22 protein-coding genes are annotated in these 26,806 nt (G+C 64.2%); 8 read left to right on the top strand and 14 right to left on the bottom strand.

Annotated features, from left to right (window positions below):
* On the top strand, positions 1 to 315 hold the full coding sequence (locus F2P45_RS08755) for a hypothetical protein (RefSeq protein ID WP_370663228.1): 315 nt from the start codon (positions 1 to 3) through the stop codon (positions 313 to 315).
* A gap of 68 nt (positions 316 to 383) precedes the next feature.
* Here the strand turns inward: F2P45_RS08755 and F2P45_RS08750 are convergent, their stop codons facing one another.
* Positions 384 to 848, bottom strand: coding sequence for a hypothetical protein (locus F2P45_RS08750; protein WP_166872961.1), 465 nt, complete (start codon positions 846 to 848; stop codon positions 384 to 386).
* A gap of 316 nt (positions 849 to 1,164) precedes the next feature.
* Between F2P45_RS08750 and F2P45_RS08745 the strand changes: the two genes are divergently transcribed.
* On the top strand, positions 1,165 to 2,184 hold the full coding sequence (locus F2P45_RS08745; protein ID WP_188130123.1) for a LacI family DNA-binding transcriptional regulator: 1,020 nt from the start codon (positions 1,165 to 1,167) through the stop codon (positions 2,182 to 2,184).
* A gap of 33 nt (positions 2,185 to 2,217) precedes the next feature.
* Here the strand turns inward: F2P45_RS08745 and F2P45_RS08740 are convergent, their stop codons facing one another.
* The 3 genes from F2P45_RS08740 to lptF are packed head-to-tail and all read right to left on the bottom strand — an operon-like array spanning position 2,218 to position 4,906.
* Positions 2,218 to 2,583: a sirohydrochlorin chelatase gene (locus F2P45_RS08740; protein ID WP_166872958.1), complete on the bottom strand. Its 366-nt coding sequence runs from the start codon at positions 2,581 to 2,583 to the stop codon at positions 2,218 to 2,220.
* A complete protein-coding gene (gene lptG, locus F2P45_RS08735) occupies positions 2,583 to 3,767 on the bottom strand; it encodes an LPS export ABC transporter permease LptG (RefSeq protein ID WP_166872955.1) in 1,185 nt (394 codons plus the stop codon). Before lptG ends, F2P45_RS08740 begins: the two co-directional genes overlap by 1 nt.
* Positions 3,764 to 4,906, bottom strand: a complete 1,143-nt coding sequence (gene lptF, locus F2P45_RS08730; protein WP_166872952.1) for an LPS export ABC transporter permease LptF — start codon at positions 4,904 to 4,906, stop codon at positions 3,764 to 3,766. The genes lptG and lptF overlap by 4 nt, the downstream gene beginning before the upstream one ends.
* A 59-nt stretch (positions 4,907 to 4,965) precedes the next feature.
* Between lptF and F2P45_RS08725 the strand changes: the two genes are divergently transcribed.
* A complete protein-coding gene (locus tag F2P45_RS08725) occupies positions 4,966 to 6,459 on the top strand; it encodes a leucyl aminopeptidase (RefSeq protein WP_166872950.1) in 1,494 nt (497 codons plus the stop codon).
* Between the two features lie 61 nt (positions 6,460 to 6,520).
* On the opposite strand, the gene F2P45_RS08720 is transcribed toward F2P45_RS08725, so the two are convergent.
* The 4 genes from F2P45_RS08720 to F2P45_RS08705 form a co-directional block, all read right to left on the bottom strand.
* Complete coding sequence (locus F2P45_RS08720) at positions 6,521 to 6,973, bottom strand: hypothetical protein (RefSeq protein ID WP_166872947.1); 453 nt, start codon at positions 6,971 to 6,973, stop codon at positions 6,521 to 6,523.
* A gap of 74 nt (positions 6,974 to 7,047) precedes the next feature.
* Positions 7,048 to 7,515 carry a CreA family protein gene (locus F2P45_RS08715; protein ID WP_370663227.1) on the bottom strand — a complete coding sequence of 156 codons (468 nt, stop codon included), beginning with the start codon at positions 7,513 to 7,515 and terminating at the stop codon, positions 7,048 to 7,050.
* A 74-nt stretch (positions 7,516 to 7,589) separates the two neighbouring features.
* Positions 7,590 to 7,778, bottom strand: a complete 189-nt coding sequence (locus tag F2P45_RS08710) for a DUF1653 domain-containing protein (RefSeq protein WP_166872940.1) — start codon at positions 7,776 to 7,778, stop codon at positions 7,590 to 7,592.
* A complete protein-coding gene (locus F2P45_RS08705; protein ID WP_054267055.1) occupies positions 7,778 to 8,155 on the bottom strand; it encodes a phiTE_015 family protein in 378 nt (125 codons plus the stop codon). Before F2P45_RS08705 ends, F2P45_RS08710 begins: the two co-directional genes overlap by 1 nt.
* A gap of 472 nt (positions 8,156 to 8,627) precedes the next feature.
* Here F2P45_RS08705 and xth point away from each other — a divergent pair, with 472 nt between their 5' ends.
* Positions 8,628 to 9,398 carry an exodeoxyribonuclease III gene (gene xth / locus F2P45_RS08700; RefSeq protein WP_166872937.1) on the top strand — a complete coding sequence of 257 codons (771 nt, stop codon included), beginning with the start codon at positions 8,628 to 8,630 and terminating at the stop codon, positions 9,396 to 9,398.
* 232 nt (positions 9,399 to 9,630) lie between these two features.
* Here the strand turns inward: xth and F2P45_RS08695 are convergent, their stop codons facing one another.
* The 5 genes from F2P45_RS08695 to prpB form a co-directional block, all read right to left on the bottom strand.
* Positions 9,631 to 13,251: an EAL domain-containing protein gene (locus F2P45_RS08695; RefSeq protein ID WP_166872934.1), complete on the bottom strand. Its 3,621-nt coding sequence runs from the start codon at positions 13,249 to 13,251 to the stop codon at positions 9,631 to 9,633.
* Between the two features lie 170 nt (positions 13,252 to 13,421).
* The gene (prpF, locus tag F2P45_RS08690) at positions 13,422 to 14,621 is read right to left on the bottom strand and encodes a 2-methylaconitate cis-trans isomerase PrpF (RefSeq protein WP_166872931.1); all 1,200 of its coding nucleotides are present in this window, start codon (positions 14,619 to 14,621) and stop codon (positions 13,422 to 13,424) included.
* Positions 14,621 to 17,218, bottom strand: coding sequence for a Fe/S-dependent 2-methylisocitrate dehydratase AcnD (acnD, locus tag F2P45_RS08685; protein WP_166872928.1), 2,598 nt, complete (start codon positions 17,216 to 17,218; stop codon positions 14,621 to 14,623). The genes prpF and acnD overlap by 1 nt, the downstream gene beginning before the upstream one ends.
* Before the next feature lie 22 nt (positions 17,219 to 17,240).
* On the bottom strand, positions 17,241 to 18,407 hold the full coding sequence (gene prpC, locus F2P45_RS08680; protein WP_166872925.1) for a bifunctional 2-methylcitrate synthase/citrate synthase: 1,167 nt from the start codon (positions 18,405 to 18,407) through the stop codon (positions 17,241 to 17,243).
* Between the two features lie 33 nt (positions 18,408 to 18,440).
* Complete coding sequence (gene prpB / locus F2P45_RS08675) at positions 18,441 to 19,325, bottom strand: methylisocitrate lyase (protein ID WP_166872922.1); 885 nt, start codon at positions 19,323 to 19,325, stop codon at positions 18,441 to 18,443.
* Positions 19,326 to 19,532: 207 nt separating this feature from the next.
* Here prpB and prpR point away from each other — a divergent pair, with 207 nt between their 5' ends.
* The 3 genes from prpR (at position 19,533) to F2P45_RS08660 (ending at position 23,903) form a co-directional block, all read left to right on the top strand.
* The gene (gene prpR / locus F2P45_RS08670) at positions 19,533 to 21,185 is read left to right on the top strand and encodes a propionate catabolism operon regulatory protein PrpR (protein ID WP_166872919.1); all 1,653 of its coding nucleotides are present in this window, start codon (positions 19,533 to 19,535) and stop codon (positions 21,183 to 21,185) included.
* 154 nt (positions 21,186 to 21,339) lie between these two features.
* Positions 21,340 to 22,716, top strand: a complete 1,377-nt coding sequence (locus F2P45_RS08665) for a pyridoxal-phosphate dependent enzyme (protein WP_166872916.1) — start codon at positions 21,340 to 21,342, stop codon at positions 22,714 to 22,716.
* Positions 22,713 to 23,903: a trans-sulfuration enzyme family protein gene (locus F2P45_RS08660; protein ID WP_370663224.1), complete on the top strand. Its 1,191-nt coding sequence runs from the start codon at positions 22,713 to 22,715 to the stop codon at positions 23,901 to 23,903. Before F2P45_RS08665 ends, F2P45_RS08660 begins: the two co-directional genes overlap by 4 nt.
* Before the next feature lie 165 nt (positions 23,904 to 24,068).
* On the opposite strand, the gene F2P45_RS08655 is transcribed toward F2P45_RS08660, so the two are convergent.
* Positions 24,069 to 25,658 (bottom strand): phage tail sheath family protein, encoded by a 1,590-nt coding sequence (locus tag F2P45_RS08655; protein WP_166872913.1) that lies wholly within the window; start codon positions 25,656 to 25,658, stop codon positions 24,069 to 24,071.
* 354 nt (positions 25,659 to 26,012) lie between these two features.
* On the opposite strand from F2P45_RS08655, the gene F2P45_RS08650 reads away from it, so the two are divergent.
* Complete coding sequence (locus F2P45_RS08650; RefSeq protein ID WP_166872910.1) at positions 26,013 to 26,405, top strand: hypothetical protein; 393 nt, start codon at positions 26,013 to 26,015, stop codon at positions 26,403 to 26,405.
* Positions 26,406 to 26,806 lie beyond the last annotated feature (401 nt).

The following is a 26,806-nucleotide window of genomic DNA, read 5'->3' as shown; positions in this document are numbered from 1 at the left end:
ATCGCTATCGATATGGCAGGACCCGCAGTTACCGCACCGGCCGGCGCGCCGCCCCAGCCCGAACTGCTGGTCTCAGCCGCGCTGCACCTGATGTCCCACTACAGCGCCAATGCCGCGCAGGCCGGACCGTGCCTGAAGCTGGCGTCGGTGATCGAGCGCCATCTGAAAGCGCTGGCCAGTCACGGCGACCTCAATCCCGTGCTGCGCGCCACCTGCCAGCAATTGTCTGAGCAGTGGGCGGCAGTGGTCGACCAGGCGCTGCCGCGCCCGTCGCGCCCGACCCTGTTCAAGCGCTTCGTGGGCGGGACGCGCTAGGCGGCGCGCCAGGCCGAACCGCATGTTTGCAGGCCAGCGCACCAGTGGCGCGCTGGCCTGGGCAGCGATCAGCGATGCGCCCTGCTTCTGAACAGGCCGAAAAACAGCCACGCCCCGCTTAGCGTGAGCGCGATATACACGATATACCCCATCCAGCCAAAGCCTCTATACGGCTTTCCCGGCAGCCTGATGGTATGCGGGTCGTCGCGCAGATATTCGATCTCGATGCGCTCGCCGTTGCCTATCTGTTCCAGCAGTTCTTTGCTGATCGGCCACTGCGCCACCGCCACCCGCGTGCCGCCCTGGGTGCGGAACTCGATATCGGCGACGGCGAAGCCTTTGCTTGCCGACTTGCCGGTATGTCCTTCGCTTCCCTCCGAACGTTCTTCCATATTCTTGAACGCCATGACCCGCGCCACTTCGCCCTGCTCCCGGTAACGGCGTTCGGCTTTGCGTTTGTCCAGGTCGTCCAGCAATGTCGACGCGCCGAAAAAGAAAAGCAACAGGGAAAAGCCGAAGATATATTTTTTCATGGGGAAGGTAAATCTGAATCAAGGCCACGGAAAAAAATGCCAATCCGCATTATAAATTGACCTCGCAATAATAAGGCTTCAAAGGAGTAAATACGTGTAATTTTCCCACGGGCATCAGTTGCGGGCAAGCTACCGGTACAGGCATCGTGCGCGACCGAACCGGCTTGCGTAGCGTTATCGCGCCGAATGGCCATTGAAAACGTTTTCAAAGTGGCTGGACCTGTGTACACTCTGGCCGGCTGTTTATTTCGTGGGTCGTTCCAGTTATGGTAATCTCGCGGTGACAGCCGTTCCGCCCCCTACCAGGACCCATCCCTTGACCGACCACGACAACGCTGCCCCGCCCTCCACCCTGATCGACGTCGCGCGTCACGCCGGCGTCTCGCCCAGCACCGTATCGCGCATCCTGAACGGTACCGCCAAAGTGTCCGACGACAAGCGCGCCGCCGTCATGGCCGCGATCGAGAAGATGCACTTCGCGCCGAACCAGATGGCGCAAGGCCTCAAGAAGGGGCGCTCGATGACCATCGGGATCGTGGTGCAGGATATTTCGAGCCCGTTTTTCGACGAGACCCTGCGCGGTGTCGACGATGGCTTGAAGGGCACCGGCTACGCATCGGTGATCGTGAGCGGCCACTGGAACGCGGTCGAGGAAACGGAGCGCATCCGCCTTCTGCTGGCACGCAAGGTCGACGGCATCATCGTCCTGTCCGGCCATCTGCCCGACGATACCATTTTGCAGTTCGCCAGCCAGCGCCCGATCGTCTCCACCGGCCGCGACATGCACACCAAAAGCGCGCTCGGGTTCAAGCTCGATAATGAAAACGGCGCCTTCATGGCGGTGCGCCACCTGGTCGAACTGGGACACCGCCGCATCGCTTTCGTCACCGGCCCATCGCATCACCGCGACGCCGACGAGCGCCTGGTCGGCTACAAGCGCGCGCTGGCCGAATCCGATCTTGAATACGACGACAAGCTGGTGGTGGGCGGCGACTTCCACGAATCCGGCGGCCTGCTGGCGGTGAACCACCTGTTCGAGACCAACCAGCAGTTCACGGCGGTGTTCGCGGCCAATGACCTGAGCGCGTATGGGGTGCGCTTGTGCCTGTACCGCAAGGGCATCCGGGTGCCGGACGATATCTCCCTGGTCGGCTTCGATGACTTGCCGGGTTCGTCGTACACCACGCCGCCGCTGACGACCATTCGCCAGCCCTTGTACGACATGGGCCGCATCGCCACCAATGCGCTGCTGGCACTGATCAACGGCGAACCGGTGATGGCGCAGATCCCGCCGCTCGAACTGGTGGTGCGCGAGACCACGCGCCGGGTGCGTTAAGAGACTGTCTCGGCAGGCTCCAGGAACGATTCTTTACAGCTGCGCCACGCAGAAATCGGTCATCGCCGCCAGCACGCTGGCGTCTTCCCCGACCGCGCCGGAGACGGTGATGTCCATGCCCGGATGATCGCGCCGCAGTTCCTCGACGATCAGCGGCAGGTCGCGCAGCAAGTGCCCGCCCTGCCCCAGAAACACCGGCACCACCGTCAGCGCCGTCACGCCCTGCGCGGCCAGTTCGGCCACGCGCTCGGGCAGGCGCGGCTCCATCAATTCCAGGAACGCCAGCGAGACCGGCACCTCGGGCACGCGCGCCTGCGTGAGCTCGCGCAGGCGCTCGAACGGCGCGGCCCAGGTGGCGGCGCGGGCGCCGTGGGCAAACAGGATCAGGGCGCGGGTCATCAGTGTCTTTCCACCCACCATAGCGCCGCAAGGGCCAATAGCAGGAATAGCAAACTCGGGGCGATCGCCGTCAGGACGGCAGGCATGGAACTGAGCAGCCCGACGTGCGCGAACAGGTTATTGATCAGGATGAAGCCGACACCGATCATGATGCCGATGAAGATCTTCAGGCTCACGCCGCCGCTGCGGGTGTGCAGATAGGCGAACGGCAGCGCCAGCGCCATCAGCACGAAAATGGCCAGCGGGTCGAACAGCTTTTTCCAGAACGCGATCTTGAAGCGCTCGGTCTCCTGCTTGTTCTCGGCCAGGTGGCGCGTGTAGATCGCCAGTTCGGTGGCCGACATGCGCACCGGATCGGACGCCGATACCGAGATGATTTTTGGCGTGATCTCGGACACCAGGTCCATGCTCGGCAGCTTGCGCGTGGCGACCATGCTGGTCTCCTGGCCGTAGGTGCCCAGCGCTTGGGCGCCGGCTTCCGGTTTGCCGCCCGGTGGCGGCAGCTCGCGCGTGTTGGTAAAGCGCGTCTCGGTCACGTCTTCCAGGCGCCAGGTGCTGTTGCCGGTGAAGACGGCGCGCGCCGCGGTGATCAGGGAACGCATGCGGAAGTTGGTATCGAACTCGTACAGCCGCACATCGAGCATCTGGCCGTCGGTGCGGAACTGGCGCACATTGAAAAAGCGCGAGCCGGTAACGACGCCCTTGGTGCCTTCGCTGCGCACGATATCCTTGGTCCACATCCCGGAGCGGAACTCCTGCGACACGGTGGCGCCGCGCGCGCTCAGTTTGAGTTTTTCGGCCAGCGGCGCGGTGCGCGGCGCAATCAGCTCGCCGAACACGAAGGTGATGATGACGAACACGAAGCCGATCTTGAACAGCATCCACGCCGCCATCTGGGTCGACATGCTCGACGCCCGCATGATGGTGAACTCGGAGCTCGACGCGAACTGCGCCATCGTATAGATGGTGCCGATCAGGGTCGCCACCGGCATCACCTCGTACACGTGGAACGGCACGCGCAGCAGCACATACAAAAAGGCATGCTGGATTGCGTAGCCTTCCTTGCCCACCGACGGCAGTTCGCCGGTCAGGTCCATGAAAGCGCTCAGCGCCAGGAAGGCGACCAGCACGAAGGCGACGGCCTGCGCGATCGAGATCGCGAAATAGCGTTGAAGGACCTTCATTTGGCGCCTCCCGCCGGGGCGGCATGATCGAGCCGGCCGCGCTTCATCGCCGCCCACAGCACCAGCGGGTGGTAACGGTGGTTGACGTTCAGGCGCCAGGCGAACATGATCACGATGAGGACCGCGACGAACAGATGCAGCGGCCACCAGGCCATGTGGAAGTCCGATTTGCCCTGGCGGACATTGGCCTCGGCCAGCTTGGTCAGGTTAATGTAGGTGAAGAAGATCAGCAGCGCGATGATCAGGTTGGCCGCGCTGCCGGCGCGCGGATTGACAAAACCGAGCGGAATGGCCAGCAGGATCAGGAGCAGGCAGGTAATCGGCGCGGCGATGCGGTACAGCAGTTCGGACTGGGTGAAGCGGTTCGGGGTTGCGAGCAGCTCCTGGGTGGACATGGCGTCCGACGAGATGTCGCCATCCATCGTCGTGTTCTTGCTGGCCACGCGCATGCTGTAGCGGCCGAACTCCATCGATTGAAAATCGGCCTGGCCCGGCACGCCCTGGTAGCGCCGGCCATTCTTGAGCACCAGGAACTGGCCGCCCTTGCCGTCCGACTCGATCACGCCTTCCTTGGCGACGATGACGGAGTTGACGTTCTTTTCGACCGTGTTGACGAACACATTCTGCACCACGGTCGATTCGCCGGTGACACCTTCGACGAAGAACACGCGGTTGCTCGACGACGATTCCTTGAACTGGCCGGGCGAGACCTTTTTGAGGTCTTCGCGTTTTTCGAAGCGCTGCACGAATTCGGTGCTTTTCATCTTGGCCCACGGGGTCACGAACAGGCTCAGGGTGCCGGTCAGGATCATCATCGGAATACCGAAGGTGAGGATGGGCCGGATCCAGCGCGTGAGCGACAGGCCGGACGCGAACCAGACCACCATCTCGGAGTCGCGGTAGCTGCGCGTGACGACCGCCAGTACCGAAATAAAGCTGGTGAGAGTCAGGATAGTTGGCAGATAATTCAGCGTTGCGAAGGCGATCAACGCCAGCACGTCGCTCGACCCGACCTTTCCGCCTGCGGCTTTGCCGAGGATGGAGATCAGGGTCCAGGTGGCGACGATGGAAAACAGCACCGTGAAAGTCGTTCCGGCCGAACTGGCCAATTCACGTTGCAAGGCGCGTTGAAAGATCATTCGAAAGTTATAATCACAGGTTAGGCAGTGCGCGTCACAAACACGAAACGGAGATTCAAATGGACTTTAGCATAAAAGCATTCGACACAAAGAACACCATCACGTCGGCCAAAACCGGTTGCATCGCGGTTGCGGTATTCGAAAACAAAAAACTGTCGCAGGCTGCAAAAGCCCTCGACCAGGGTGGTGACATCACGGCTGCGCTCAAGTCCGGCGACATTACCGGCAAAGCCGGTTCGACCCTGCTGTTGCGCGGCATGTCCGGCACCGGCGCGGCGCGCGTGCTGCTGGTAGGACTGGGCAACGACGAGACGGTCAGCGAAAAAAGCTTCACTTCCGCAGTGAACGCGACGCTCAAGGCTTTCGCCTCGCTCGGCGCCGCGGACGCCATTATCGCATTACCCATGACGGATGTGAAAGAGCGTGACGTTTCCTGGGCCGTGCGCACCATCGTCTGCGCCGCCCACGAGAGCGTTTTCCGCACCGACGGCCAGAAAAGCAAGAAGGACCCTGCCGCGGCGGGCGTGCGCAAGATCACCCTGGCGCTTGATGCCACGGGCGAAGTCAAGACCGCGCTGGCGCAGGCCATTGCGATCGCCAACGGCATGGACCTGACCAAGGAACTGGGCAACCTGTCGGCCAACATCTGCACCCCGACCTACCTGGCCGACACCGCGCGCAAGCTGGCCAAGGACTACAAGTTCGACGTCGAAGTCCTGGACCGCAAACAGCTCCAGGCGCTCAAGATGGGCAGCTTCCTGTCGGTCACCAACGGCAGCGAAGAAGCGCCCAAGTTCATCGTCCTGAAACACATGGGCGGCAAGGCCAAAGATGCGCCGGTGGTCCTGGTCGGCAAGGGCATCACCTTCGACACGGGCGGCATTTCGATCAAGGCCGGTCCCGGCATGGATGAAATGAAGTACGACATGTGCGGCGCCGCCTCGGTGCTGGGTACCTTCCGCGCGATTGGCGAAATGGGCCTGAAGCTCAATGTGATCGGCGTGATCGCCGCGTGCGAGAACATGCCGTCGGGCCGCGCCACCAAGCCGGGCGACATCGTCACCTCGATGAACGGCCTGACCATCGAAGTGCTCAACACCGACGCCGAAGGCCGCCTGGTGCTGTGCGACGCGCTGACCTACTGCGAGCGTTTCAATCCGGCCGCGGTGATCGACATCGCCACCCTGACCGGCGCCTGCGTGGTGGCACTGGGCCATCACAACACGGGCCTGTTCACGCGCAGCGACGAGGCCCACGAGAAGCTGGCCGGCGAACTGCTGGCCGCCGGCAAAGCCGCCAGCGACACCGCATGGCGCCTGCCGATCGAAGAAGTCTACAACGAGCAGCTCAAGTCCAACTTCGCCGACCTGGCCAACATCGGCACTCCGGGCGGCGCCAGCGTGACGGCGGCCTGCTTCCTCGAGAACTTTACCCGCAAGTACACCTGGGCGCATCTGGACATCGCCGGCACCGCCTGGAAGTCGGGTGGCGCGAAGGGCGCGACCGGCCGTCCGGTGCCGCTGCTGTCGACGTTCCTGATCAACCGCGTGTAAGCGGCATCGCAGGACGACAAAAAGCGGCCTCGCGGGGCCGCTTTTTTGTTGCGATCGGACGTTAGTGGAGCGCCGTCCCCGCCGCTTCCGGCGGGTCGTTCCGATAATCGCGCGCGCCGCTGCGGCGCATCAGCACCGTCAGCGTTTCCGGGTAATCGAACCCGGAGCCGGTGCGCTTGTCGAGCAGGTATCCCAGCCCCGCGGTCAGCACCGCATTGCCCACGGTGGCGCTGGCGTTGGCACTCGATGCGACCCGGTCCTGCCCCGCACCGACGCCATCCTTCTTACAGTCGATGAACAGATTGCCCGCGCTCTTTTGCACGGTCACGTGCCCAGGGGACGTGACGAACCAGCGCCCTTTGTCATTGGTCAGCACGCAGCCGGCCCCGCCGACTTCGCGGTTGTCCAGGATCGTGTGCAGCATCAGGGTCTGCTGGTTCGATTCGCTGATCGTCGCGCAGCCGCCCAGGGCGGCCAGCAGCGCCAGCGCGCCGGTCCGTATGAAAATCGCCATCGCATCCATCCAAGGTAGTCGTTCATCCTGTTTACGGCAGATGCCCAGGATTTCTGAATACTACCCGATGAAACCTACTTGAGCGGAATCGGCTGGTTGGCCGGCACCGGCACTGCGGTCACGCTGTTTTTCGGGCTGCCGTCGATCAGGCGGTCCGAATAGACAAGGTAAGCGAGCGCATTGCGCTTGGTGTCGACCATGCGCACCACGCGCACGTGCTTGAAGAAGATCGAGGCGCGCTCGCTGAATACTTCTTCCTGCCGCGGCACCTTGCCCTTGAAGGCGATCGGTCCGACCTGGCGGCAGGCCACCGACGATTCGGCCTTGTCTTCGGCCAGGCCCACGGCGCCCTTGATGCCGCCGGTCTTGGCGCGCGACAGATAGCAGCTCACGCCGCTGACGACCGGATCGTCGAATACTTCGACCACGACCTTGTGGTCGGGGCCGATCAGCTTGAAAGCGGTATCGACCGAGCCCACCGTTTCGGCGGCGGCGCCAACGGCGGCAGCGGACAGCGCGAGGCTCAAAGCGAGGCGAATCATTCGCATAATGTTATTCCTGGAGAGTGGTGCGGGAGAGTGATGCTGGAGCTAGTCGCCGCAGTAGCCGGGCAGGACTAGGACACCGGTGCAAAGCGCGGCACCAGAATGCCGTCGACCTCGACCAGTTGAAAAAACACGTCTTTCGGCCGCGTCCATATTGAACCGTCCGCTGCGCGATACACGATCATCTCGGAGAAATCCGATTCAAGAGTGGCCACGCACACCAATTCGTACAGGCCACCCTTGTAGTGCCGGTATTGCATCAACTCTCGGTCTTGTCTTCGGCCAGAGCTTTCTGCTTCTTCTTCAAGCCCTGGATGACCTTCAGGACACCTTCGATACCAGCGGTATCGTCGAGATCGCTAAAAGCATCAAGAACCTCATTCAGAACCCGGTTACGCACTGCGGTTTCATCCGACGCCGGTGCGCTTGCGCGTACCGGTTCGGCCGACTCTTTCGAGGCGGCCTTTTGCGCCGAATACTTCGCTGTCGCCGCGGCTGTTTTGCCGTGCGCTAGCGCCGCTTGCCAGATTACCCAGCGACGTTGTGTTTCAAACACGAGATATTCATCGGGCTTATCTTCTCGGCGTCGAACGATATGACCATCGCGCTGCGCCCATGCTTCAAATGCACTTCGCATTTTAATCCTTTACAAATGCTGTCTTCGCATTTCTACACTAATCAAAACAGAATTGTTTTAACTAGTACCACCTTGCAGAATGTGTCATGAAGCCGTCACAAACTTTAAGGGCGTGTAACTCTTCACGCTAGGGGTTCCGACCGTTGGTTCTCACCACCACCGACCGGATTTGAGTATATTACCCCGTGCGTTATAAGAATGCAATTTTTTATTCCCCATGAGTAACAATAGTCCAAAATCGTTGTTTTGTCTGCCTGTTGTTACATCTAATTACATCTTGCGAGTGGTTAAATCTCGGGGACAACAAAGTTTAACATCTCCACGGTATTTTTTCGATAAAAGTGTTGATAACACAAGCGTATGCAAAGCGCATACACCGGCAAATTTGTTAACTGTCAGCATGTTCTTGCACGAACGGCACATTTAACGCGATACTGCGTGTTTTTAGCATCAATGGCGCTTGGACTCCCCTATGAAAATAGCAACATGGAATGTTAATTCCCTCAAAGTACGACTTGCACACTTACTGCAATGGCTTGAGGCCAATCCGGTAGACGTACTCTGCTTACAAGAGACCAAACTAACCGACGATAAGTTCCCCATTTCTGAAATTAATGCGGCCGGCTATGAAGTTGCCTTCAGCGGGCAGAAAACCTATAACGGCGTTGCAATATTATCTAAATTACCACTTACTGACATCATCAGAAACAACCCTTTGTTTCCCGATGAGCAGCAGCGGATACTCGCGGCGACCATTGGCGGGGTGCGCTTTATCTGCGCTTATGTGCCCAATGGCCAGGCGGTCGATACCGACAAATATGCCTATAAACTTGCATGGCTGGGGTCGCTGCGGGAGTGGCTTGCCGGCGAAGTGAGCGCGCATGCCGAAGGTGGCCTGGCGATCCTGGGCGATTACAACATCGCCCCCGAGGACCGCGACGTGCACGACCCGGTTGCATGGGCCGGCCAGGTGCTGTGCTCCGACAAAGAGCGGGCGGCCCTGAGCGCGCTGACCGACTTGGGATTGACCGATGCGTTCCGCCTGTTCGAGCAGGCCGACAAATCGTTCAGCTGGTGGGATTACCGGCAGCTCGGCTACCAGAAAAACAAGGGCTTGCGAATCGACCACATATTGCTGTCGGAGGCCTTGAAAAAGCGCTGCACCGCATGCGCGATCGACCGCATTCCGCGCAAGTGGGAACAACCGTCCGACCACGCCCCCGTCATCGCCACCCTGGACTGACAAAGAGTTGCCACCGCCCCCAACCGGGGTCAGAGCTCTGACTTGCAACTTTTTGACTGCAAATGCCGTATTCCATCCCGTTCGGCAAGTTTCGAACGCAGCGTATCTGACAGCATGCCCGTGCGCGCCCAGCATCGTTCCGGATGACCACGATCAGCATTGAAGCAGGAAAATAGTTTCTAGTCAGAGCTCTGACCCCGGTTGTGGGAAGGCGCTGACCAGGGGTAGGAAACTAGGTGATGGAGAGGTGCTGGCGGGCCTCGCCGGCGGGTCGGGGCTGGGCGAACAGGTAGCCCTGCGCGTACTGGCAGCCGTGGCCGCTCAGCAGCGCGTACTGGGCTTCGGTTTCGACGCCTTCCGCCACCACCGACAACTGCAGGCTGTTCGACAGCGCCATGATGGCCGCCACGATCGCGCGGTCTTCGGTGCTGCTCTCGAGGTCCTTGATGAAGGCGCGGTCGATCTTGATCTTCTTGACCGGAAAGCGCTTCAGGTAGGCCAGGCTCGAATAGCCGGTGCCGAAATCGTCGATCGACAGGCGGATGCCCATCGCGTTGATCTGCCCCAGGATCTCCATGGTCTGCTCGCCGTGCTGCATCAGCGCCGTTTCGGTGATTTCGAATTCGATCAGCGCCGGGTCGATCCCGGTTTCGTCGAGCACGCGCCGGATCGATTCGATCAGCCCCCGGTGCATGAACTGGCGAGGCGACAAATTGACCGCCAGCGGCACCGCCGCCATCCCCTCGCGCCGCCACGCCATGCTTTGCTCGCAGGCGCGCCGCATCACCCATTCGCCGACCGGCACGATCAATCCGTTTTCTTCCATGATGGGGATGAAGTGGTCCGGCAGCACCAGCCCGTGCCCCGGACGGCGCCAGCGCAGCAGCACTTCCATGGTGTGCACGCGGCGCGTGCCGATGTCGATGATCGGCTGGTAGAACAGCTCGAATTCTTCATGCGCCAGCGCGCCGCGCAGCGCGCTCTCCAACTCGAAATGCCGCGCCGCCGCCAGGTTCATGCGCTCGGTGAAATACTGGTAGTTATTGCGGCCATTCGCCTTGGCGTGATACATGGCCGCGTCGGCATGCCGCATCAGGGTCGCCACATCGTCGCCGTCGTCGGGATACATGCAGATGCCGATCGATGGCGTGATGTGCAGCAGGCGCCCGTCCACCGGGAACGGCAGCGCCAGCACGTCGATGATCTTCTGCGCCACCTGGCTGCTTTCGTCGGGCCCGCCGATACCCGGCACCAGCACCACGAATTCGTCGCCTCCGAGACGCGCCACGGTGTCGCTGGCGCGCACCGCATCGCACAGGCGCCCCGCCACTTCCTTGAGCAGGCGGTCGCCCATCAGGTGCCCGAGCGAGTCGTTGATGGTCTTGAATCGGTCAAGGTCGATGAACATCACGGCCAGCTTGCCGGCGGAACGCCTGGCGCCGAGCATGGCGTGGTCCAGCCGGTCCGACAGCAAGGCGCGGTTGGGCAGGCCGGTCAGGCTGTCGTGATAGGCCATGTGATTCACGCGCGCTTCGGCCTGGCGCCGTTCGACGATCTCGCCCTGCAGCAGCGCGTTGGCGCCAGCCAGTTCGGCGGTGCGTTCCAGTACCCGCACTTCGAGTTCGTCGCGCGCGCGCCGCACCGCTTCGCCGGCCTCGCGCCGCGCGGTCACGTCGTCGACCAGCCACACCGAGCGCCCGGTGGCATGCGCCAGGTCGAACGGGCGTCCCGACAGGCGCGCCCAGAAGGTGCTGCCGTCCTTGCGCACCAGCCGGTATTCGGCCATGTGCACGCGCCCCGCGTGGAAATCGCGCGTGGTCTCGGCGCGCGCCAGGTCCCAGCTGGCGCGGTCCGGATACAGCGCGCGCACCGACAGCCCGGCCACTTCGCCCGCACCGTAGCCGAACAGTTCTTCCATCTTGGCGTTGCAGCGCAGGTTCAGGCCGTTTTCGACCACCGCGATGCCGAGCACCGCGCTGTCGAGGATGGCCTGGTTTTCCAGCAGCGCGTTGCGCAGCGATTCTTCGGCGCGCTTGGCGTCGGTGCGGTCTTCGATGATCCAGATCGTGCCCTGCGCCGGGTCGGCCGGATTGACCACGTAGGCGATCAGCTGCGCCCACAGCACGCTGCCGTCCTTGCGCGCCATCCCGACTTCGGTGTGGAACGGTTTGCCGACCGAGAGCAGCGGGCCGGCGGCCGCGCCGATGGCGGCGTAGATCTCGTCGCTCGGGTACAGGGCGCGGCCGGGCAGGCCCAGTCCTTCACTGCCCTGGTAGCCGAACATGTCGGCAAAGCCGCGGTTGTAGCGCGTGATGATGCGGTTCTTGGTGAACAGGATACTGACCGAGGCGTTGGTCATGATGGCCTGCACCTCGACCAGGGTCTGGCGCGCTTCGGTCACGTCTTCCAGGATCCAGATGGTGCCTTGTTCGCGCCGTTCGGCATCGATCGTCTGCGCCCGCACGCGGCACCAGAACAGGGTGCCGTCGCGCTGGCGGAACTGGTATTCGGGGGTTTCGAAGGGCAGGCCGTTGCCGAGCGGCGGCCCGGCCGCGCGTCCGAATTCGTCGTACGCTTCGGGCGACGGGAACACGTCCGCCGCCGGCCTGCCGGTCATTTCTTCACGCGTGTAGCCGAACATCTCGGCCATGCGCGGGTTACACGACAACATGATCCCGTTGCGGCTGAACAGGATGCCGACCGAGGCGTTGTCCAGGATCGCCTTCTGCTCCAGCAGCACCTGGCGGGTCGCTTCCTCGGCCGCCTTCTGGGCGCTGCGGTCGTCCACGATCCAGATGGTGTCCTGCTTGCCGCGCCCGGCGTTGATGGCGTAGATGTAGGCGTGCGCCCAGAACGCGCTGCCGTCCTGGCGCAGCATCTCGATGTCGCTCTGGTAGGACTTCCCGGCGCGCAGCAGCGGCTGCGCCTCCTGCTGCAAGGCGTCGTAGGCGGCGCTCGACACAAACAGTTCGGCGGCCGCATGGCCCAGTCCCGTCTCGCCGGAAAAACCGAAGCAGCGCCCGAACTGCTGGTTGTAGCGCAGGATGCGGTTGTCGCGCTGGAAGGCGATCCCCAGCGGGGCGTTGTCCATGATGGCCTGCATTTCGAGCAGCGCGCGGCGCAGGCGCGTTTCGTTCTGGTGCAGGTCGTCGATGTCTTCGATGATCCAGATGGTGCCGTGCGAGGCGTCGCGCGGATCGACCGCGCGCCCGTACAGGCGGCACCAGAGCAGCACGCCGTCCTTGCGGCGCAGGCGCAGCTCGCCCGCGTACGAGCCGCCGGCGGCGAGCCGCGGTCCCGCCTCGCTGCTCATTTGTTCGTAGCTGCGCGGGCTGGGGAAAACGGTGACGCTGGCAGCGCCCACCAGTTCTTCGGCGCTGTAGCCGAAGATCTCGGCGGCGCGGATATTGCATTCGTGGATGACGCGGTTTTTGCTGAGGATGATGCCGACCGCCGCGTTTTCGAGGATGGCCTTTTGCTCCATCACCGTCTTGCGCAGCGCGGCCTGGTCGCGGTCGTAGCGGCGGATGTCGGTAAATACGAACGTCGCGCCGCCGCCGGGCAGCGGCTTGGCCAGCACCTGGACCGCAATCGGCTGGCCGTGCGCGTGCAGCGCGCTTTCCCACAACTGGTCGGCGCCGTCGCCGTCGTTGAGGCGCAGAAAGACATCGTGATGCGCTTCGGGCGCGAACAGCTCGAGCAGGGATTGGCCGGCGGGAGTGGCGCCGAGCAGGGCGCACAAGGCCGCGTTGGCGGCATGGACGATGCCGTCCGCGTCGCAGGCGCAGGCGGGCGATCCGATTAACTGGAGTGCTTCAGCGACGAAATCAGGCTTGGTTGATAAGCGATCCATGTCCCCACGACGGCGTAAGTCCGCCGCCTCTGCGATGGGCAACGGAGAGCTTGATCATAAACCACAATTGGCCGTAAATTACCGGAAAAGCCGGGAAAACCCAAAAAACAGAAACGCCCACCACGCACGGGGCGGGGTGGGCGCTCCGCGCAAACGCTCGGGAAGGGCTGTTAAGACCGCTGGAAGGCGTCGCCGGGTATGCGCACCCACCCTTCCATCAGCACGCGCGCGCTGCGGCTCATGATGGCCTTGGCGACGCTCCAGTCGCCGCCGACCTGGGTCGCTTCGGCGCCCACGCGCAGGGTGCCGGACGGATGGCCGAAGCGCACCGCGTTGCGCCCTCCCCCGCCGGCCGCCAGGCTGACCAGGGTGCCGGGAATGGCGGCCGCGGTGCCGATGGCGACGGCGGCGGTGCCCATCATCGCGTGGTGCAGCTTGCCCATCGACATGGCGCGCACCAGCAGGTCGATGTCGCCGGCCGCCACCGCTTTGCCGCTCGACGACACGTAATCGGCCGGCGGCGCCACGAAGGCCACCTTGGGCGTGTGCTGGCGCGTGGCCGCTTGGTCCACGTGCTTGATCAAACCCATGCGCACGGCGCCATGCGCGCGGATCGCCTCGAACATCGCCAGCGCTTTCGGGTCGCCGTTGATCGCCTCCTGCAGCTCGGTGCCGGTATAGCCGATCGCCTGCGCATTGACGAAAATCGTCGGAATGCCGGCGTTGATCATGGTGGCCTTGAGGATGCCCAGTCCCGGCACGTCCAGGTCGTCGACCACCTGCCCGGTCGGGAACATGGCGCCGCCGGCGCCCTCTTCTTCGGCGGCCGGGTTCATGAATTCGAGCTGCACTTCAGCGGCCGGAAAGGTCACGCCATCGAGTTCGAAGTCGCCCGTTTCCTGCACCGCGCCGCCGGTCACCGGCACGTGCGCGATGATGGTCTTGCCGATGTTGGCTTGCCAGATGCGCACCACCGCCATGCCGTCCTGGGGAATGCGGGCGGCGTCGACCAGCCCCGCGCCGATGGCGAACGAGCCGACAGCGGCCGACAGGTTGCCGCAGTTGCCGCTCCAGTCGACAAAGGCCTTGTCGATGGCGACCTGGCCGAACAGGTAGTCGACATCGTGCTCCGGCTTTGCGCTTTTGGACAGGATCACCGTCTTGCTGGTGCTCGAGGTGGCGCCGCCCATGCCGTCGATCTGCTTGCCGTAGGGGTCGGGGCTGCCGATCACGCGCAGCAGCAGCGCGTCGCGCGCGGCGCCGGGCACCTGCGCCGCTTCGGGCAGGTCTTGCAGGCGGAAGAAAACGCCCTTGCTGGTGCCGCCGCGCATATACGTGGCGGCAATCCTGATTTGAGGCAGGTGCGCCATCATGACTCCTTTGCCGTCGATTCGAGGAAGTCCTGGGCGAAGCGCTGCAGCACGCCGCCGGCTTCGTAGATCGCCACTTCTTCGGCGGTATCCAGGCGGCAGATGACCGGCACTTCCACCACGTCGCCGGAAACGTGCGTGATCACCAGGGTGAGCGTGGCGCGCGGGGTGCGCTCGCCCAGCACATCGAAGGTTTCGCTGCCGTCGATCGCCAGGGTGATGCGGTTCTCGCCAGGCAGGAACTCCAGCGGCAGCACGCCCATGCCCACCAGGTTGGTGCGGTGGATGCGCTCGAAGCCTTCGGCCACGATGGCTTCCACGCCGGCCAGGCGCACGCCCTTGGCGGCCCAGTCGCGCGACGAGCCCTGGCCGTAGTCGGCGCCGGCGACGATGATCAAAGGCTGCTTGCGCTCCATGTAGGTCTGGATCGCTTCCCACATGCGCGTGACCGTGCCATCGGGTTCGATGCGCGCCAGCGAGCCTGCCTTGACCTTGCCGTCGACCTTGACCATCTCGTTTTTGAGGGTCGGATTGGCGAAGGTGGCGCGCTGCGCGGTCAGGTGATCGCCGCGGTGGGTGGCGTAGGAGTTGAAGTCTTCTTCCGGCAGGCCCATTTTGGCCAGGTATTCGCCGGCGGCGGAATCGAGCATGATCGCGTTCGACGGCGACAGGTGGTCGGTGGTGATGTTGTCGCCCAGGACCGCGAGCGGACGCATGCCGGCCAGGGTGCGCGCACCGGCCAGCGCGCCTTCCCAGTACGGCGGACGGCGGATGTAGGTGGTATTCGGCCGCCAGTCGTACAGCGGACTGACCTTGACGCCGTCGTCTTCCTGTTTGGCGAACATCGGAATGTAGACCTTGTGGAAATGCGCCGGCTTGACGCTGGACGCCACCAGTGCGTCGATTTCCGCGTCGCTCGGCCAGATGTCCTTGAGCGTGACCGCTGTGCCGTCGGCGGCGATGCCCAGCACGTCCTTTTCGATGTCGAAGCGGATCGTGCCGGCGATCGCATAGGCCACCACCAGCGGCGGCGAAGCGAGGAAGGCCTGTTTCGCGTACGGGTGGATGCGGCCGTCGAAGTTACGGTTGCCCGACAGGACGGCGGTCGCGTACAGGTCGCGCTCCACCACTTCCTGCTGGATCACCGGATCGAGCGCGCCGGACATGCCGTTGCAGGTGGTGCAGGCGTAAGCGACGACGCCGAAGCCAAGCTTTTCGAGTTCCGGCATCAGGCCGGCGTCGTCCAGGTACAGGGTGACGGCCTTGGAGCCCGGCGCCAGCGAGCTCTTGACCCAGGGCTTGCGCGTCAGTCCGAGCTTGTTGGCGTTACGCGCCAGCAGGCCGGCGGCGATCATGTTGCGCGGGTTGTTGGTGTTGGTGCAGCTGGTAATGGCGGCGATGATGACGGCGCCGTCGGGCATCAGCCCAGGCTCGTTCTCGACCAAGCCGCTGATGCCGCGCGCGGCCAGTTCCGAGGTCGGCACGCGGTTGTGCGGATTGGACGGGCCGGCGATGGTGCGCACCACGGTCGACAGGTCGAAGCGCAGCACGCGCTCGTACTCGGCGTTGCCCAGCGTATCCCCCCACAAGCCGGTGTGCCTGGCATACAGCTCGACCAGTTTCACCAGTTCGTCGTCGCGCCCGGTCAGCTTGAGGTAGGTGATGGTCTGCTCGTCGATGTAGAACATCGCGGCGGTCGAGCCGTATTCCGGCGCCATGTTGGAAATCGTCGCGCGATCGCCCAGGGTCAGGTGCGCAGCGCCTTCGCCGTAAAACTCCAGATACGACGAGACGACCTTCTGCTGGCGCAGGAATTCGGTCAGCGCCAGCACCGTGTCGGTGGCGGTGATGCCCGGCTGCGGTTTGCCGCTCAGTTCGACGCCGATGATGTCCGGCAGGCGCATCCACGAGGCGCGGCCCAGCATCACGCTTTCGGCTTCCAGGCCGCCCACGCCGATGGCGATCACGCCGAGCGCGTCGACCATCGGGGTGTGCGAGTCGGTGCCGACCAGGGTGTCGGGATAAGCCACGCCGCCCTGCACCTGGATCACCGGCGACATGCGCTCCAGATTGATCTGGTGCAGGATGCCGTTCCCCGGCGGGATCACGTCGACGTTCTTGAAGGCCTTCTTGGTCCAGTTGATGAAGTCGAAACGGTCTTCATTGCGCCGGTCTTCGATGGCGCGGTTCTTGTCGAAGGCATCGGGATCGAAACCACCGCATTCGACTGCCAGCGAATGGTCGACCACGAGCTGGGTCGGCACCACCGGGTTGACCAGGGCCGGATCGCCCCCTTGCAGGGCGATGGCGTCGCGCAGGCCGGCCAGGTCGACCAGCGCGGTCTGGCCCAGGATGTCGTGGCAGACCACGCGCGCCGGAAACCACGGGAAGTCGAGGTCGCGCTTGCGCTCGATCAGCTGGCCGAGCGAGGCGTTCAAGGTCGCGGGGTCGCAGCGGCGCACCAGGTTCTCGGCCAGCACGCGCGAGGTGTACGGCAGCTTGTCATAGGCGCCAGGCGCGATGGCGTCGACCGCGGCGCGCGCGTCGAAGTAATCGAGTTTGGTGCCCGGCAGGTTCTTGCGGTGGTTCGTGTTCATGTTTGATCCCTTACTTACCTGTTTACTTGCGATCGGCCAGCGGCACGAAGGTCAGGTCGTCCGGGCCGACGTAGTTGGCGCTCGGGCGGATGATCTTGTTGTCGATGCGCTGCTCGATCACGTGGGCGGCCCAGCCGGAAGTGCGCGAGATCACGAACAGCGGCGTGAACATGGCGGTCGGCACACCCATCATGTGGTACGACACGGCGGAGAACCAGTCCAGGTTCGGGAACATCTTCTTGACTTCCCACATGACGGTTTCCAGGCGCTCGGCGATGTCGAACATCTTGGTCGAACCGGCGCCTTCGGACAGCGAACGCGCCACTTCCTTGATCACTTTATTGCGCGGGTCGGACACGGTGTACACCGGGTGGCCGAAGCCGATCACGACTTCCTTGTTGGCGACGCGGTTGCGGATGTCGGCTTCGGCTTCGTCCGGGTTTTCGTAGCGCTTCTGGATGTCGAGCGCGACTTCGTTGGCGCCGCCGTGCTTGGGACCGCGCAGCGCGCCGATCGCACCGGTGATGGCCGAGTGGATGTCCGAACCCGTACCGGCGATCACGCGCGCGGTGAAGGTGGAGGCGTTGAATTCGTGTTCCGCGTACAGGATCAGCGAGGTGTGCATCGCCTTGACCCACGCCTCGGGCGGCTTGAAGCCGTGCAGCAGGTGCAGGAAGTGGCCGCCGATCGAGTCGTCGTCGGTTTCGGTGTCGATGCGGCGGCCGTTGTGGCTGAAGTGGTACCAGTACAGCAGCATCGAACCGAAGGACGCCATCAGGCGGTCGGCAATCGAGCGCGCGCCCGGCACATTATGGTCGTCTTTTTCGGGCAGCACGCAGCCGAGGGTGGACACGCCGGTGCGCATCACGTCCATCGGGTGGCTCGACGCCGGCAGCGCTTCGAGTGCGTTCTTGACCGCCTGCGGCAGGCCGCGCATCGATTTCAGGTGCGCCTTGTAGCCACGCAGTTCGCCGTCGTTGGGCAGTTTGCCGTGTACCAGCAGGTAGGCGATTTCTTCGAACTCGCAGCTGTCGGCGACGTCGAGGATGTCGTAGCCGCGGTAGTGCAGGTCGTTGCCGGTTTTGCCGACCGAGCACAGTGCGGTGTTACCGGCGGTAACGCCGGACAGGGCGACCGATTTTTTCGGCTTGAACGGGACGGCTTCGGCCGGGGTGGTGATGTCAGTCATGTGAGGCTCCGCGATTCTTCTAAATTTGTGTGATTACTTTTCTTTACCCTGGGCGAACAGCGAGTCGAGCTTTTGCTCGTACTCGTGGTAGCCGAGGTAGTCGTACAGCTCCATGCGGCTTTGCATGGTCGCTACGACGTTTTTCTGGGTGCCTTCGGCGCGCAGCGTCTTGTAGAAATTGAGGGCCGCAGCGTTCATGGCGCGGTAGGCGCCGCAGCAGTACAGGGCGATGTCGACCTTGTGCGCGCGCAGTTCGTCGAGCGTGAACAGCGGGGTCGCGCCGAATTCGGTCAGGTTGGCCAGAATCGGCACCTTGACCGCCTCGCGCACCTGGCTGTACATCTCCAGCTTGGTGATCGCTTCCGGGAAGATCATGTCGGCGCCCGCTTCCACGTAGGCGCAGGCGCGGTCGATGGCGGCGTTCAGGCCTTCGACCGCCAGCGAATCGGTACGCGCCATGATGACGAAGCTTTCGTCATGGCGGGCGTCGACGGCGGCCTTGATGCGGTCGACCATTTCTTCCTTGCTGACGATTTCCTTGCCCGGACGGTGGCCGCAGCGCTTGGCCGACACCTGGTCTTCCATGTGCACCGCTGCCACGTCGGCGCGGATCATGTGGCGGATGGTGCGCGCGATGTTGAAAGCGCCGCCCCAGCCGGTGTCGATATCGACCATCAGCGGCAGGCCGCAGGTGTCGGTGATGCGCTGGGCATCGGTGATCACGTCGTCCATGGTGCTGATGCCGAGGTCCGGCATGCCGAGCGAGTTGGCGGCCACGCCGCCACCGGACAGGTACACGGCCTTGTAACCGGTTTGTTCGGCCATGCGCGCGGTGTAGGCGGTGATGGTGCCGACGACCTGCAACGGCGACTCTTCCTGGACTGCGCGGCGGAACATCGCGCCTCGTGATTCTCTCATTGCGTTTTCTCCTCGGGTACTGCGTTGGAATGACAATGCTGTTTGCATTGCAAGCGGCGTGCCACGCGCAAGCCACTCAGCCTGACGCACGAAACCTCTTTGTATTCAATGCCTTGCGCACATTAGAAACAAGCTGTTCCATTGCACTGGTGTTTCAGCATGTTTCAAGATGAAACGTGTGAAACGCAACTGGGGTAAAATTGAAACATGCCCTATTCTTCCCGTAGCGCTTCCGAGGCCGGCGACAAGCCGGTCATCTGGACCGTTTCCGTCTCGCGCCTGTCGGACCTGTTCCGCGATATCACGCTCGAATACGACCACCTGGCGTCCATCGAGCCGGTCAATCTCGGCTTCGACGACGCCGCGCGGCATATTCGCGAGCGCATGGCCAGCGAGCGCTGCGACGTGGTGATCGCGGCCGGGTCGAACGCGGCCTACCTCAAGGGCCGGGTGTCGGTGCCGGTGGTGATCGCCAAGGCCAGCGGCTTCGATGTGATGCAGGCGCTGGCGCGCGCGCGCCGCGTGGCCGAGCGCATCGGCGTGATCACCTATCAGCAGCAGCTGCCGGAGCTGGCCGAATTTGCCAGCACCTTCGGTTTTGCCATCGCCCAGCGCACCTACGTGACCGAAGAAGACGCGCGCGCCCAGATCAACGACCTCAAAGCGGCCGGTATCGACGCCATCGTCGGCGCGGGCCTGATTACCGACCTGGCCGAGGAAGCGGGACTGACCGGCGTGTTCGTGTATTCGGCGGCGTCGATCCGCCAGGCCTTCGACGATGCGCTGGAACTGGCGCGCCTGACCCAGCTCGAATCGAACAGCGGGCGGCGCCCGGTGGTCGCCGACACCATGCGCACACGGCATGGCCTGAACGACTTGCGCGGCGACTCGCAAGCCATGGAGACCTTGCGCCAGGCCGTGGTGCTGTATGCGCGCTCGCCCGCGACGGTGCTGATCGAAGGCGAAACCGGCACCGGCAAGGAACTGGTGGCGCAGGCGATTCACCGCGAAAGCCCGCGCAGCCTGGGCGCAAACCGGCCGTTCGTGGCCGTCAATTGCGGCGCGGTGGCCGAGTCGCTGCTCGAATCGGAACTGTTCGGGCACGAGGAAGGCGCGTTCACCGGCGCGCGCCGGGGCGGCCATGCGGGCCTGTTCGAAGCGGCCAACCGCGGCACCCTGTTTCTCGACGAGATCGGCGAAATGCCGCTGCCGCTGCAAACGCGCCTGCTGCGCGTGCTGGAAGAGCGCGAGGTGGTGCGGGTCGGCGGCACGCGCCCGATCGCAATCAATGTGCGCGTGATCAGCGCCACCCACTGCGACCTGGAGCAGCGCGTGCGCGAGGGACGTTTCCGGGCCGATCTGTTTTACCGGTTGGCGGTGCTGCGCCTGGCGTTGCCGCCGCTGCGCGAGCGCGCGGGCGACGTGGTGGCGCTGGCCGAGTGGTCGCTCAAGAATGCGCTGGCGGCGCTGGGCGCGCGGCCGCATCCGAACCTGCATGCGGAGATGACGGGCTGCGCGCCGCTGCTGGAACGCTACGGCTGGCCGGGCAATGTGCGCGAACTGCGCAATCTGATGGAGCGGGTGGCCTTGTTTCTGGCGGCCGAGCCCTTGCAGGCGCTGACGCCGGCGTTCGTGCTGTCGGTCGCGCCCGAACTGGGACGGGAGGTGCGGGCGCCGCTCGCCGTGGAGGCGACGGCGGCCGAAACGGTGGAGCAAACGGTGCAGCAAACGGTGGAGCAAGTACTGGCCCGCTTCGGCGGGCGGCGCGACGAGGCGGCTGCGTATTTGGGGATCAGCCGCACGACCTTGTGGCGCAAGTTAAAATTGGGTTCCCGCCTGCGCGGGAACGACGAGCTATAGGAAACGCATCGCACTTGCGCAAACCGGATCGGAATTCATATATCAAAGCATAGAATCATTCGTTCCATCGCCGTCACCGCACGCCTATGATCCGCCCTTTTTCCGCCGGAGCGGCCGCCCACAAGGACGCCGAACCCGGCTTTCGGAGGTTCTCATGTCATCCGCACCGCAGCCTGCCCTGTTTTCCCTGATCGGCAACACCCCGCTGATCGAAGTGACCCGCATCGACACCGGTCCGTGCCGCCTGTTCCTCAAGCTCGAATCGCAAAACCCCGGCGGCTCCATCAAGGACCGTATCGGCCGCGCCATGATCGAAGCGGCTGAAGCCGACGGCAGCCTGAAACCCGGCGGCGTGGTGGTCGAAGCCACCGCCGGCAATACGGGCCTCGGCCTGGCCCTGGTCGCGCGCCTGAAAGGCTACCGCGTGGTGCTGGTCGTGCCCGACAAAATGGCGATCGAAAAAATCCTGCACCTCAAAGCCCTCGGCGCCGACATCCACCTGACCCGCTCCGACGTCGGCAAAGGCCATCCGGAGTACTACCAGGATGTGGCGGCGCGCCTGGCGCGCGAGATTCCCGGCTCCTGGTTCGCCGACCAGTTCAACAACCCGGCCAACCCGCTGGCGCACCAGAGCACCACCGGCCCCGAACTGTGGGAACAGACCGGGCATGACCTCGACGCCATCGTGGTCGGCGTCGGTTCGTCCGGCACCCTGAGCGGCCTGTCGCGCTATTTCGAAACGGTGCAACCGAAGCTCGAATTCGTGCTGGCCGATCCGCAAGGTTCGATCCTGGCCGACTACATCAACACCGGCGTGCTGCGCGACGACGCCGGTTCGTGGGCGGTCGAAGGCATCGGCGAAGACTTCATTCCCGCGATTGCCGATCTGTCGCGCGTGAAAAGCGCCTACACCGTCAGCGATGAAGACAGCTTCGGCAGCGCGCGCATGCTGCTGCGCGAAGAAGGCATCCTGGCCGGATCGTCGAGCGGCACCCTGCTGGCGGCCGCATTGCGCTACTGCCGCGCGCAGACCACGCCGAAGAAAGTGGTCACGTTTGTGTGCGACACCGGCACGCGCTACCTGACCAAGGTCTACAGCGACGGCTGGATGGTCGACCAGGGCTTGCTCCAGCGCCCGGCGCTGGGCGACCTGCGCGACCTGATCGGCCGCCGCTTCGACGACGGCGACGTGGTCACCGTGGCGCCGTCCGATACCCTGCTCACGGCGTTCAACCGCATGCGCAGCGCCGACCTGGCGCAGCTGCCGGTGATCGACAAGGGCCGCCTGGCCGGCATCCTGGACGAATCCGACCTGCTGCTGCATGTGACGGGCGACGCCACGCGCTTTCGCGACCAGGTCGGCACCACCATGACGTCGGAACTGCAAACACTGCGTCCGTCCGCCAGCATGGCCGAGCTGCGCGATATACTCGACCGCGGCCTGACCGCCGTCATCAGCGAGGACGATCATTTTTATGGCCTGATTACCCGCTTCGACCTTCTTAACCACTTGCGCAGGACCCTATCGTGAACAAACCCGTGACCGACTCGATCAGCAAAAAACATCTTTCCACGCGCGTGATCCACGGCGGCCAGTCGCCCGATCCGTCCACCGGCGCGGTGATGCCGCCGATTTACGCCACCTCCACCTATGTGCAGGAAAGCCCGGGCGTGCACAAGGGCCTCGATTACGGACGCTCGCACAATCCGACCCGCTGGGCGCTGGAACGCTGCGTGGCCGACCTGGAAGGCGGCGCGCAGGCGTTCGCCTTCGCCTCCGGCCTGGCCGCCATTTCGACCGTGCTCGAACTGGCCGACGCCGGCTCGCACATCATCGCCGGCGACGACATGTACGGCGGCACCTACCGCCTGTTCGAGCGCGTGCGCCGGCGCAGCGCGGGCCACGATTTCACCTACGTCGACCTGACCGATCCGGCCAAGCTGCTGGCGGCCATTCGTCCCGAAACGCGCATGGTATGGGTCGAAACGCCGACCAACCCGATGCTCAAGCTGGCCGACCTGAAAGCCATCGGCGACATCTGCCGCGCGCGCGGCATCATCTCGGTGTGCGACAACACCTTCGCCAGCCCGATCGTCCAGCGTCCGCTGGAACTGGGCATGGACATCGTGGTGCACTCGACCACCAAATACATGAACGGCCATTCGGACGTCATCGGCGGCATTGCGGTGGTCGGCGCGGGCGAGCACCAGGCTGCATGGGCCGAGCAGTTGGGCTTCCTGCAAAATTCGGTGGGCGCGATCCAGGGTCCGTTTGACAGCTTCCTGGTCCTGCGCGGCATCAAGACCCTGGCGCTGCGCCTGGAACGCCACTGCGCCAGCGCGCTGGACCTGGCCGCATGGCTGGAAAACGAACCGAAGGTCGGCCGCGTTTTCTATCCTGGCCTGGCTTCGCATCCGCAGCACGAACTGGCCAAGCGCCAGATGAACGGCTTCGGCGGCATCATCTCGATCCAGCTCGATACCGACCTGGCCGGCGCGCGCCGCTTTTTGGAGCGCTGCGAGGTGTTCACCCTGGCCGAGAGCCTGGGAGGGGTCGAAAGCCTGATCGAGCACCCTGCCCTGATGACCCATGCGACCATTCCGCCGGCGCAGCGCGCGCTGCTCGGCATCAGCGATGGGCTGATTCGCCTGTCGGTCGGGGTGGAACACGTGGAAGACCTGCGCGACGACCTGCGCGCCGCGCTGGCCGCCATCTAAGCCTGCTCGCTGCCGGCAGCGCCGGCGGCAAACTGGCCGGCGTCTCCCGGGACGCCGGCGCCAACGCTCATGCGCCCCAAAAACCGCGCCGGCATCCGCCATGGCGTCGGACGCCTGGCCGTTCGCCAGCGCCGCTGGATCGGCTGGCCCCGACGCCGGCCGGCATCAGTGGCTGCGCACCTGGCCGGCCGCCTGCTGCACGTGCACCAGCACGAACTGGCCGGCCTTGAGCGGCGCGAAACCGACGGTGATGTTGAGTACCCCATGCTCCACGTCGTCCTGGGTGGTCGTCTCCGGCCCGCAGCTGACAAAAAACGCTTCGTGCGGCGCCTTGCCCTGGAACGCGCCCTGGCGGAACAGGCCGACCATGAAGGCGTGGATGCTGAGGCGAACCTGGGCCCACAGCTGGTCGTCGTTCTGCTCGCACAGCACCCAGCGCGTGCCGCGCACCAGGCTCTCTTCGATATACAGCGCGGTGCGCCGCACCGGGATGCATTTGCCCTGCGCGCCATCGGGGTCGTCGCTGTGCAGGGTGCGCGCGCCCCAGACGATGCGCCCGGCCGACGGCATGCTGCGCAGGCAGTTGATGCCGAGGGGGTTGAGCATGCCGTTGTCGCTGTCGGACACCGGCACGCTCAGTTCCGGCACGCCGATCAGGGTGGCGTCCATGCCGACCGGCGCTTTCCAGACGCCGCGCTGCTGGTCGGTGCGGGCGATGATGCCGGCCACCGCGCCGCAAGGGGCCAGGCGCGTGAGCTGGCCGCCGCGCTGGTCGACCGGCTGCAGCAAGCGCGGGAAGAACAGCGCCGCATTCCTGCTGCTGGTGCCGAGTGCGGCCACGCCTTCGAGGGCGTTGTCGACGCTGTGCCAGGCCGGCGGCGGGTCGACCAGCAGCATGGCGCGCCGCAGTTCGCAGTAAGCGCCCGCTTCGGCCACCAGGGCGCTGTGGACGCCGGCGTCGAGCAGGTCGCCGCCGTTCTCCAGGTAGGGAGGAATGCACAGCAGGTTGAACAAATCGGCGCGGTCCAGCGCGTACAGGCCGGCCTTGCGCGCCATCTTGCCGTTGCCGATAAAGTCCGCCAGCGTGAGCGGCAGTTCGGCGGCGGCGCGGTCGGCATCCATCACGCCGGTGTTGCTGGCGGCGCCGCACTGCCAGGCGTCGCCCTCGGCCGGCGCGCGCGGATGGCTGGCGGGGCGCTCAAGAGGCAGCGTGCCGCTCATGCTCACCAGGCGCGAGATGCTGCGCAAGACCAGGTCGACCCGGCGCGGATGACTGGCGCCGAGCGAGACGTTGCGAAACAGCTCCACCTGGCCGGTGACGCTGTCGCGCACCGACAGGTTGAAGCTGTCCGGGTCGCCCGACAGCAGTTCGTGGTCGACGCGCACCTGCAGCGCATTGCCCCAGGTGCCGGGGTCGCGCGCCTGCAGGGTCAGTCCCCCGGCGCGCAGGATGGCGTGGCTGCGCACCACGCCGTCGGCCGGTGCCGGGGCGTGGTACAGGCGCACGATGACGGCCCTGGCGCCGCCGTTCAGGAAGAAATCGCGCACCGCGAAGCCGAGCGCACTGCCCTCCCACAAGCCGCCGAACAGGCGCTCGAACTGGGCGAAGCTGGCGATGCTGACCGGTTCATCGACCGGCCCGCGCAGCGCGCGGCCGACAAACGCGGTGATCGAGGTGGCCACACCCGCAATCGGGTGTACGGCTGTGGGAAGCTGCTCGGTCACGGTGCTGGCGTAGCTCATTGCGGCATGCATGGGATCTCCTGTTTCGTTTTCTATATTCACGGCTGCATCAAACTGCGGCGACATAGCTATTAGATGCGCTTTGAAAACGTTATCTTTGACATTAATCAATGATGCAAGCGGACTCTGCAATAGTCTTGCGAAACGGGCTTGACAGCGCTGGCGAGAAACCGGGTCGGGCGCGGGTAAATACACGCTGATGCGAGGTATTGGTGCCACACATCGCCGGCGCTGCGCCATGGCGGTGCGAAAGCGATGCAATTCGGGTAAGGCGGACGGTATTTTCCCGCATTGGCCGGCATGCAATATGCAAAGCAGTTGTTTATCCGGCAAAAATTCTGGCCGCGCACATAAAGGAGTCGATTGATGACGACCAACGAGCAAATCACCATGGCCCACCTGGAAAACCAGGCATTTGCGTTAATGTCGCGTTTGCACGTGATACTGCGGCGCGGGCAAGGCCGCGTGACCGATATCGAATATATGCGCGTCGATCCGGCCTATTGCCGCCATGTGCTGGGGCTGGCCCTTGCGAGCGGCAACGAGGACCTGCTACAGATCGGTGCACGCTTGCAGGAGATCTATTTCGGCACGGGCGGATTGTTCGTCACTGTGGCGACAACACCGCTGCTGGCGCGCGTGCCGGCGCAGCAGGGGGCACCGGTGCAGGCGCCGTCCGCCGGCCTCGCTGCGGCGGCGCCGGCAGCCCTGAGCGCGCGCGCCGCGTCCGTGCAAAGCTACGTGGGCCGCCTGCGCTAAACCGGCCATTGCGCGGTGTCATCCCATCCCGGTGTCAGGTCTATCCCGGTGTCAGGTCTGACAAAGGGACACGAACTCTACTATCCCGGTGTCTATCCCGGTGTCAGGTCTGACTGTCTATCCCGGTGCATCCCGGTGTCTGCATCCCGGTGTCATCCCGGTGTCGTCATCCCGGTGTCAGGTCTGACAAACGGACACGAGCTCTGCCGCAATAATGCCGAGGCCGTGTCCGAATGAATGAAAGGGACTTCCCCGTCCCGAGACCTACGGTGACGCGACATTTGTAAGTCAGCGTGGTCTAAACGAATTTGGCGAATCTGTCAGCCACTATCGAAAGGGGAAGTCATGAAAAAGTTTAGCACTCAAGCCAACGGCGTGACACACGATGCCACCTTCGTGGG

The organism is Massilia mucilaginosa (genome assembly GCF_011682145.1).
Lineage (GTDB): Bacteria > Pseudomonadota > Gammaproteobacteria > Burkholderiales > Burkholderiaceae_D > Telluria_A > Telluria_A mucilaginosa.
Note: the sequence above shows the minus strand (reverse complement) of the source record. Positions and strands in the feature narration are given on the sequence as shown.

Coding starts and splice junctions, on each gene's coding strand:
- F2P45_RS08750 (WP_166872961.1), bottom strand. CDS start 848: ATGAAAAAATATATCTTCGGCTTTTCCCTGTTGCTTTTCTTTTTCGGC.
- F2P45_RS08740 (WP_166872958.1), bottom strand. CDS start 2,583: ATGACCCGCGCCCTGATCCTGTTTGCCCACGGCGCCCGCGCCGCCACC.
- lptG (WP_166872955.1), bottom strand. CDS start 3,767: ATGAAGGTCCTTCAACGCTATTTCGCGATCTCGATCGCGCAGGCCGTC.
- lptF (WP_166872952.1), bottom strand. CDS start 4,906: ATGATCTTTCAACGCGCCTTGCAACGTGAATTGGCCAGTTCGGCCGGA.
- F2P45_RS08725 (WP_166872950.1), top strand. CDS start 4,966: ATGGACTTTAGCATAAAAGCATTCGACACAAAGAACACCATCACGTCG.
- F2P45_RS08720 (WP_166872947.1), bottom strand. CDS start 6,973: ATGGCGATTTTCATACGGACCGGCGCGCTGGCGCTGCTGGCCGCCCTG.
- F2P45_RS08715 (WP_370663227.1), bottom strand. CDS start 7,515: ATGATTCGCCTCGCTTTGAGCCTCGCGCTGTCCGCTGCCGCCGTTGGC.
- F2P45_RS08710 (WP_166872940.1), bottom strand. CDS start 7,778: ATGCAATACCGGCACTACAAGGGTGGCCTGTACGAATTGGTGTGCGTG.
- F2P45_RS08705 (WP_054267055.1), bottom strand. CDS start 8,155: ATGCGAAGTGCATTTGAAGCATGGGCGCAGCGCGATGGTCATATCGTT.
- xth (WP_166872937.1), top strand. CDS start 8,628: ATGAAAATAGCAACATGGAATGTTAATTCCCTCAAAGTACGACTTGCA.
- F2P45_RS08695 (WP_166872934.1), bottom strand. CDS start 13,251: ATGGATCGCTTATCAACCAAGCCTGATTTCGTCGCTGAAGCACTCCAG.
- prpF (WP_166872931.1), bottom strand. CDS start 14,621: ATGGCGCACCTGCCTCAAATCAGGATTGCCGCCACGTATATGCGCGGC.
- acnD (WP_166872928.1), bottom strand. CDS start 17,218: ATGAACACGAACCACCGCAAGAACCTGCCGGGCACCAAACTCGATTAC.
- prpC (WP_166872925.1), bottom strand. CDS start 18,407: ATGACTGACATCACCACCCCGGCCGAAGCCGTCCCGTTCAAGCCGAAA.
- prpB (WP_166872922.1), bottom strand. CDS start 19,325: ATGAGAGAATCACGAGGCGCGATGTTCCGCCGCGCAGTCCAGGAAGAG.
- prpR (WP_166872919.1), top strand. CDS start 19,533: ATGCCCTATTCTTCCCGTAGCGCTTCCGAGGCCGGCGACAAGCCGGTC.
- F2P45_RS08665 (WP_166872916.1), top strand. CDS start 21,340: ATGTCATCCGCACCGCAGCCTGCCCTGTTTTCCCTGATCGGCAACACC.
- F2P45_RS08655 (WP_166872913.1), bottom strand. CDS start 25,658: ATGCATGCCGCAATGAGCTACGCCAGCACCGTGACCGAGCAGCTTCCC.
- F2P45_RS08650 (WP_166872910.1), top strand. CDS start 26,013: ATGACGACCAACGAGCAAATCACCATGGCCCACCTGGAAAACCAGGCA.